We start from the raw sequence: 9158 nt of genomic DNA, 5'->3' as shown, positions 1-9158 counted from the left end.
GCAGCGACCTCCATCGTTACCGGCACGGCCGACGCGCTGGTGTATAACGGCGGCTGCGCCGCCGGCGCCGCCATCGTATTGATGGATCACTTCGCCCCCGATGAATGTCTCTCCCTATTGGCGGCGGAACGCGTGAGCGTCATCCCCCTAGTGCCCACGATGATAGCGCGAATCTTGGCGCTGCCGGACCTATCACCGTACGATCTCAGCGCCCTGCGAATCGTCGTCAACCACGGTTCGAGTCTGCCGCGGGCTCAGGGAGAAGAAATGGGGAAAAAACTGGGATGCCGCATCGTCCAGGCGTATGGCAGCGTGGACTGCGGCGGCATCTCGGCCACCCGGTGGAATGATACCCAGGAAGTGCGTCTCGGAACGTTGGGCCAACCTCTCGATGGCAACGAGATAAGAATCGTCGATTCCGATGACCGAGAAGTTCTCGTGGCGGAAGTCGGGAAACTCCTGGTGCGCGGGCTTCACACCGATGCGCGCTTTCTCAACAACCCGGAACTCGACGCCCGCCGCCGCATCAACGGTTACTTCGATCTCGAGGAACTGGGCAAAAGAGACAAAGACGGAAATATTATTTTGATGGGACGGGAGCACGATCTGATTATCCGCGGCGGCCAGAACATTTTTCCAGCCGACATCGAGGCGGCGTTGAGCCAGCATCCGAAAATTGTCGAAGTCGCGGTGGTCGGCATCCCTGATGCGGAAATGGGCGAACGGGTCTGCGCGTTCGTGGTTTGCGGCGAAGGAAAGCCGGTCGATCTGGTCGAAATTAAATCGTTCTTGGAGACAAAAGGGCTCGCGCGTTTTAAATGGCCGGAGCGAATTGAAATCGTAAAATCGCTGCCGCGAGTCGCCTCGGGCTATAAGATCGACAAGAAAAAGCTCAGGGAAGATTTTTTCCCCAGGTCGGCTTCCGATTAAGTTGCGTCTAGCCGCGTGCGTCAAACCACCAGCCGCGGCACAGCGCACGGGTCTTGCAGCAAAAACATTCTTCTTGCAGGCGGTCCTTGCCGATATTAATATCGAGTCGGTCTGTATATTACTGGTTAGGACACGTCACGGACCGGTGCTAGTCCACAAGTAGGACGGCCACAAGGTGCACCTTATGGAAAGGGCATTTCACCTTACAAATGAGTTCCGGCGCAACGGTCCGGAACAGCTCACGGCGCTGCTCGCAGCATCCAGCCAAACAGTCGCTTGGGGACCCGTGTTTCCCCTATTGCGCGACGCCTACATTGAAGGGAGGTCTCTCCTCAGCCCCAAGGGGTTCATCCAACTTCTGGAGCAAACAGACGGTCCCCTGAAGGTCATGGCGAGAGCTGAATGGCTGACGGACCCTGGCTTTCGACGCAAGTACAAGTGGGAACCAGCTCGAGTGTGGCGAGCGGAATTTGACGGTGAGATACGTCGGATTGCCCTTGAAGATATCAGCAAACCACCTGTAGATCAGCGAGTCATTATCGCGAAACCTGAACGTGGCTGGGGTCGCGCGGAGGAGCGACTGGCCAAGGCCGACAGGGGAAAGGTGCTCCGTCTCCTACGCGCGCTGTACTCGACGGGCCAGTTACCGCCAGGCATACGCCAAAGGGCTGCCGAAAACGAATCCACGAATAAGCGGCACCCTGCGGAAACCATTCTGCGAGATATCTTCAATCACGAGGATGCGATCAACGACAGCCGCTCCAGTATCACCGGCCTCGATCCGAGATACACTTCCTTTGTCGACAGCCTAGCCAGCGTAGGTATCCAGCTTGACGTTCCGGTCAAGAGCCCAGGAGGCCTTGAAGATCGATCGGTCAACCTTGAGCACGTAGCAGAGGTCCTCTCACGCATAACTCCAATTACGAATGAGCACCGGTTTCTCCGATTTCTCAAATCACCTGATCGGCGAGCATTCCGACAACTCATCTACCTACCCCAGAATGTTTGGCTACGGCCCGAGTTACACCGCCGCCTAATCACCGCTGCAAAACCTCAACCTCTCCTGCGGGCGCTCTTCCCTGGCGTGGCCACAGGGGATCCGATCTCGGCAACCCTTACGGGTTGGGAGTTGGCGTCGCTAGTCTGCTCTTTTCTCACGCTGCCTCTTAGGCCATGGCACCTAGTTCCACTCGCAACCAGGCTTACGCAAGCCTCTCTTCAACGCCTTGGAGTGCTTCCTCTAAAGATCAGGCCTGAGGATCATGACCTGAGATGCCTCTTCTATATGTGTTACGGGACGCGTCGGCCCACACTAAAGCAAGTGCGGGCCTTAATCGATGCTCTCAAGGAAGATCTACAAGAACAAAACCCACCCTGACCCAGATAACCTTGCGCTAGGCTCAGGACGACTGTGCCACGCCTTAACCCGAGTGGCAATTGGGCAATTGTGGGCAATTGGGGGTCAGAGACCTTTTTTCTGTGTGGCAAACCACCAGCGGCAGCACAACGCGCGCCGAGATGTCGATCAGCAACGATTGGCCGGGGTCAAATAAGGACCACGGCCAGCCCCCAATCCCTTCTCGCAGCAAACGCATTTTTCTTGCGTGCGGCCCGTGCCGATATTAATATCGACAAAAGTCGGTCTGTAGACTGGCTAGGGCTTCGTGATCGTGACCGCCGTTAACGTGCTTTTGTGTCGTGATTTGTGAGATAATTCCTCGTGGAAATAATATATGAGACGAGAATATGATTTTTCGAAAGCCGTACGCGGAAAGTTTTATCGGAAAGGCGCCGAACTGCGACTACTCATTTACCTAGACTCTAAACTGCAGAGCAAACTCGAACGTATTGCCCGCAGGAAAGGCAAGGACGTCGGCGAGATGGTCACCCAGTTGCTGCGGAAAGAGGTCGAGTTTCTTGAAGAACTGACGTGAACCAACCTGCAGCCCTAACCAAGTTGAAGCGTTGAAGTGAGAGGGGCCACCTATGCAGCATGAGATTTATCGGGTTTCCTCGTTCCAGAAAATAGCGCCGTTCACACTGAGGGTACAGTTTGACGACGGCACGTCTCAAATCATAGATTTTCGTCCTGTCCTCAAGGGAGAACTGTACGGGCCTCTGCAAGAGCCCACACTTTTTGACCAGGTCCGCATTGATCCAGAGGTCCACACGCTCGTTTGGCCAAACGGTGCAGATTTTGACCCAGCGATTCTTCACAACTGGTCCGAGTCAGGGACCGCGCTCAAAGCTCTAGCGGAGCAGTGGGTCTCTGAAAAGCCCAGGCTGACCGGGTCCGCCACATAACCCGCCGCTTAAGCTGCCAGAGCAAAAATTGGGGTCACCCTCAGAGAATTTTTTTCTGCGCGTCAAACCACCCCCCGTGGCACAGCACGCGGCGAAATGCTGAGCGGCAACGATTGGCAGGGGTCAGATGAAAACCAAGGTCAGGCCCCAATCCCGTCTCGCAGCAGACGCGTTCTTCTTGCCGGCGGCCTTTGCCGATATTAATATCGAAAGAAGCCGGTATATTACTGGTTAGGCGCTCCCGCGTGAATTCAGGGGCGGAATCGACAGAGCCCACTTAGCGAGTGAGCCGAGGCAATGACTTTGCAGGACAACCAGGCCGCAGCCGGCAGCGTTTCAAATACAGGCCGCGTCTCAAGCCCCGCCGCCACCGGGGGCGCGGGCACGTTCTTCGAGCAGCACGTCGCGGCGTACTGGCTCGCCCAACTGCTCGTGCGCGGCATTCCGCCGATCCTGATCGACACCGTGATGCTGGAGGTCCACTTCCAGACAGAGCACCTCGGCTGGCAGACGGACGACTTCCTGATTGTGTGCGAAGGCCCCGGAGGAGCCGCCCAGAAGCTCGCCGGCCAGGTCAAGCGCAGCTTCACCGTCAGCGCAGCAGACGACGACTGCAAGCAGACGCTCCAGGATTTCTGGAACGACTTCAAGAACTCTGATCGGTTCTCTCCGGCGGATGACCGCCTGGTTCTTGTCACGCTGCGGGGCACCGAAACACTCCTCAAGCATTTCGTGGGTCTTCTCGACTGCGCCCGCGCGGCCCGCGACGGCGCAGAGTTTGAGCGCCGGCTGGCGACGAAAGGCTTTATCTCTGACAAGGCCGTCCAGTATTGCGGCGAACTGCGGAAAATCATCGGCGACGTCGAGGGACACCCCGTCACGGCGACCGCCATCTGGCCGTTCCTTCGCGTGTTGCATGTGCTGAGCCTGGACCTTGATAGCTCCACGCGGCAGACGGAAGCCCACATCAAAAGCCTCCTGGCCCACACGGCAACAGAGGGTGACGCCGTTGGCGCGGCGGGCGTCTCCTGGAACGCCTTGCTCGCCCTCGCCAGCACTGCCATGTCCGAGGCGCGCAGCTTGCGCCAGGCCGACCTGCCGCGCGAACTGCAAAAGCGCCATGCCTTGGTCGGCGCGAACGAGCAGCGCGTCCTCCGCACCCTGAAGGATCACACCGGCCTCATTCTTCGCGGAATCCGCTCAACCATAGGTAAGGACTTTCACTTGCAACGCGCCGCTCTCGTGCAGAAAGTGCTCGAAGAGCTGGAGACGGCCCAGGTCGTGCTCGTGTCCGGACCCGCGGGCAGCGGAAAGTCTGCGATCGGAAAGGATGCTGTCTCGCTCCTCTCGCAGGACCACTTCACGGTCGGGTTCCGTGTCGAGGAATTCGCGCAGCCGCATTTCGACGCGACGCTGCATGCCGGACAGATTCCGGCGAACGGAACCACGCTGGGCGCAATCCTCGCGGCGCAGGGCCGGAAGGTCGTTCTCGTCGAAAGCGTCGAGCGCCTGCTGGAGAAGACCACGCGTGATGCATTCAGCGACCTCATGACGCTGGCCGCTTCTGACCGCGGCATGCGCATCGTCCTTACGTGCCGTGACTATTCGATCGATCAGGTGCGCGCGAGCTTCCTGCAGCCTGCGGGGATCAAGCACGCCATTGTGAGCGTTCCTCCGCTCGACAATGCGGAACTGACAGAGGTCGAAGCAGCCCTCCCGGCGCTCGTGTACCCATTGAAGAATCCGTCGTTGCGCAACATCCTGCGTAACCCCTACTTCCTCGATAAGGCGCTCGAGATTTCGTGGTCGGCGGAGCGGCCCGTTCCGGAGAGCGAGCGCGAATTCCGGGCGCTCTTCTGGCGTGAGATCGTACGCGCCAACCACCGCGTTCCCGCAAGCATGGCGCGGCGGCGCGAAGAGGTTTTTCAGACGATCGCCGTTCACCGCGCGAGGGCGCTTTCCGCGTACGTCGTCTGCAATGACCTGGACCCTGCGGTGATAGCCGCGCTCCGGCAGGACTCCCTCATCAGCTCGCCGGAAGAGAATCCGTTACTTGTGGCGACGGCGCACGACGTGCTGGAAGACTGGGCGATCCTGCAATGGCTGGAGGAACAGCACCTCACCGGCGAGGGATCGTTCAAGGACCTGTCCGCCGCAATCGGCGCCCACCCTGCCGTCCGGCGGTCCTACCGGAAATGGGTCGCCGAGCTGGTCGAGCGTGACCCCGCTGCGGCTGACCGGCTGTTCAGGGCGGCGATCGCCGTGACTGAAATCACCGCGCAGTTCCGAGACGACACCCTCGTGTCACTTCTCAAGGCGCCCTCGTCGCCAGAGTTCCTCGTGCGGCATGAAGCCCAGCTCGTGGCGAACGACAGGGCCCTCCTCAAGCGGGTGATTCACTTGCTTCGGGTCGCCTGCGTGACGACGCCTGTCTGGCTGGCAGGTGCGACAGGCCACGGATCAATATTCAATGTGCCGGACGGACTGGCATGGGCGATAGTCCTGAGGCTGGTGCACCGCAACATTGACAGTTTCACGTCACAGGAGCGCCCGCTTCTTCTCGGGCTCATCGAGGACGCCGTCCGCAACGTTAGTTGGTGGGCGCCGGAACTCGACGGTGCGGAATTCGTGGCCGGCATCGGCCATTCGCTCCTGGCGGGCTTCGACAACTACAGCTTGGAAGAGCCGCGCAAGCGTGTGCTGAAGGTGATCGCAAAGATTCCCAAGGCGGATGCGACTCGCTTCGAGGCTGTTCTGCGCGGCACCGTAAAGGAGGGCGAGCGACGGGACCGCCTCGCCGAGGATTTCCGCGAGATTATCTTCTCGGGACTGGACGGCATGCCGGCAGCACGGGACCTGCCGGACCTCGTCGTGTCGGTCGCAGTCGACCACCTTCTCGCGTCAGAAGAAGACCTTCAGAGGGATCGCTACTCGCGAAGCCCGCTGGACCTTGAGACGCATTTCGGGATCAAGGAAGGCCTGCGGCATGATTTCTTCCCGGCGAGCGCGATTCGCGGCCCGTGGATTCCTCTCCTTCGGCATCACCCGCGTCAAGCGCTCGACTTCTTCATCAGGGTCTTCAACCACAGCGCCGACTGGTACGCCCATCCCCGCGTGCACGACCCGCTTGAGCCCGCATGGGAGATTGAGCTGATCTTCCCGGATGGAAGCACCCGGAAGCAGTGGGGCAATCCGAGGCTCTGGAACCTATATCGGGGCACATCGGTCGGTCCCTATGTCCTCCAGTCAATGCTGATGGCGCTCGAGAAGTGGCTGCTCGATTTCGCAAGCCAGTACCCGCAGCAGATGGATGGCGTTCTGGTAGACATCCTGCGCCGGAGCGACTCTGCCGCCCTGCCCGCAGTCGTCGCCAGCGTCGCGACTGCATACCCGCATGCGTGCGGCGAAGCGCTTCTGGCTCTCCTCAGCGCGCCTGACTACATCGCGTTTGATCGCGGCCGTATGGCGGGCGAGCGGCAAGCCTCCGCATTGTCGGGAATGTTCCCGCAGCTCCGTGCCGACAACAAAGTATACGAGGAGGAGCGCAAGGAGGCGGACCGCCTGCCGCATCGCGGTCAGGACCTGGAGGCCGCGATCGCCAATCTCCAGTTGGGGCCGCTAGCCGAGCGCGTGCACGCGATCCTCGACCGGCACCGGGCCGCGTTGCCGCCGCTTCCGGATCAAGACGATGAAGACCGCGCGTGGCGGCTCGCCATGCATCGCATGGACCTGCGGCAATACACGATCTCGGAGGTGCCCGCACCCAACGCAGCTCCCGCAGCGAATGCGACTGCGGCGGAACCGCCGCGGCGCCTCCTCCGCTTCGAGCCGAACGAGCCGGAGCCCGACGTTAGGGAGATGATGGACGAGGCCGCGGCCCGCGCGGGCGCGATGAACGCACGGATTGGCCTGCTGATGTGGGCGTACCAAATCTTCAAGCGAGACAACACCGCGTGGCACGATCCCGCCATGTGGCAGCAGCGCCTTTTGGAGGCGGGGTCGATCGATGCTCACGACGAGGGCGACGCTGACCGTCCCGCCATGGCACGCGGCGGCCCCGGTATCGTCGCCGCTGTGTGTATTCGCGACCACTGGGAAGAGATGTCAACTTCGCAACGCGACTGGTGTCTCGAACGCGCCTGTTCGGAGGTGAGGGCGCACGCCAACGAATGGAACGATCTCGAGCGCGTGCAACGGTACGACATGGCGGCTGATCGCGCCTGCGCCTGGGTTTTGCCATTGCTCCTGGTTAAATCGATCACGGAGGCACCGCGCTCCAGCGTCGAGGAGGCCTTCGCTGCCGCAGTGACCCACCCCATTGACGAGGTGCGATCGTACGCCGTGTGGGGCGTCGCGGAGCACTTATGGTCTGCCGATCGCGCGCTCGCTATGCGCTGTGTCAATGCCTTCGCGACGGAGGCAACCCTTATCGAGACCGAATGGCGCGCGCAGGACAATACGCCGTACCACCAGCGCCGGCAGATGGTCGAGATTGTGGCGGAGGCGGCCATGGCTGTCCGTAACGCCTTCTGGAAGCCGGACGGCATCGCGCCGAATGCCTACGAGACGCTCGACGTCAGCGAGTGGTTTGGCGCAGATGCGAACGGGCGCATTCTGACGATTCTATCGAACGCTCCGGACGATTCAGCCGCCGTCGTCGGATTCGTTCGTGCGGCGCAGACGCTCGTCGGATGGTGGGATGCAGACGACGATCGGGATCGAGGGCGCAGGCGTCGCGAGCGGAACCATGACTCAGAGTCTGTACTGTCCCAGCGTCTCCAGAATTTCGTGATGAGGACTTCGGCTGACTCAGCTAAATCAATCCTCGAACCGATCCTTGGCGCGATCGACCGTCATCCCCGCGAGATTCACTGGATCGTTCAGGGACTGACGTGCATAGAGGACAGCAGACCGAATACGCCGCACTACTGGTACCTCTGGGAACTCTTTGCGGACACCGTCAAGCGGGCGAAGTGGGTTTCTCGGCTGAACGACGAGCACCCGTTCGGGAGTGAAATGCTGTCCGCCATTTTTCTCACGTCATGGTGGAAGGACAACATCAGGCATTGGAGAAGTCTGGAGGGCTACGCGCATCACGTCCACGCTCTTTTCGAGGCACTGCCGCCCTCGTCGATCGTGCTGGACGACTACGTGCGCTTCCTCTATCACATTGGCGAACGGTCGCTCCCCGAGGCCTTCGTCCGCGTTGCCAATTCACTCAAGCGCGGAGATGCGCAGGCGATGCTCCAAAAGACAAACACCGTGTTCCTTCTCGAAGTCGTGCTGCAGCGGCATGTTTACGGAAGGCCGCTGGAGCTGAAGCGCGACCGTGCAATCCGGGAAGCGGTCCTCTTCCTGCTCGACACCCTCGTCGAGAACGGCTCGTCCGCAGCGTTTCGAATGCGGGACGACTTCGTAACGCCCGGCCCAAACTGATGCTTGGCGTTAGGTCACTAAAAATAGCTGTGGACAATTCGCGGTTTCAAACACCAGCGCAGTGTAAAGGATAATCTGCTCAAGAGTTTTCGCATTTGGCTGTCGATATGTTTGCATTTCACATCAGCGTGGACGGTTTTCGAGGGAATGCGGACTAAGGTAGCCGCACCCTCAGGGCCTCAAACTTACAATCCCACTGACAAACAAAACAGCCCTGGCAGTCGTCGGGATAGGCCACGAACACTTTGTTCACCTGGTCGAGCCGCAAAACATCGGGCGGGCAGGTGTCGACACAGACGCCGCAGCCGGTGCAGGCGATCTTATTCACCTCAACCAGCGGCATTCGATCTTTCCTTTTGGCGAAACACGAGATGCATATGCTGCGTCGGGCGGACCGGTACGACGTGAAACGATTCGGGCAAAGGTTCGTCCCATAGTTTGAGAGACGCGCCTTGCTTCTGAACGACCACCATTTTTACCCAATTGGC

4 protein-coding genes are annotated in these 9158 nt (G+C 60.1%); 3 read left to right on the top strand and 1 reads right to left on the bottom strand.

What is annotated here, in order from left to right; genetic code table 11:
* From Q8P46_08835 to Q8P46_08825, 3 genes are all read left to right on the top strand, one after another.
* A partial coding sequence (locus Q8P46_08835; protein ID MDP2620268.1) for a fatty acid--CoA ligase family protein occupies nt 1-930 on the top strand: 930 nt, incomplete at its 5' end.
* A 1733-nt stretch (nt 931-2663) separates the two neighbouring features.
* Nucleotides 2664-2864 carry a hypothetical protein gene (locus Q8P46_08830; GenBank protein ID MDP2620267.1) on the top strand — a complete coding sequence of 67 codons (201 nt, stop codon included), beginning with the start codon at nt 2664-2666 and terminating at the stop codon, nt 2862-2864.
* 667 nt (nt 2865-3531) lie between these two features.
* A complete protein-coding gene (locus Q8P46_08825) occupies nt 3532-8670 on the top strand; it encodes a hypothetical protein (protein MDP2620266.1) in 5139 nt (1712 codons plus the stop codon).
* A gap of 154 nt (nt 8671-8824) precedes the next feature.
* On the opposite strand, the gene Q8P46_08820 is transcribed toward Q8P46_08825, so the two are convergent.
* Entirely contained in the window at nt 8825-9013 is a 189-nt protein-coding gene (locus Q8P46_08820; protein ID MDP2620265.1) for a ferredoxin family protein, read from the bottom strand.
* Between the last annotated feature and the right edge of the window lie 145 nt (nt 9014-9158).

Source organism: Hyphomicrobiales bacterium, from assembly GCA_030688605.1.
Taxonomy (GTDB): Bacteria; Pseudomonadota; Alphaproteobacteria; order Rhizobiales; family NORP267; genus JAUYJB01.
The sequence above is the reverse complement of the archived record's forward strand: the minus strand, read 5'-3'. Positions and strand labels throughout refer to the sequence as shown.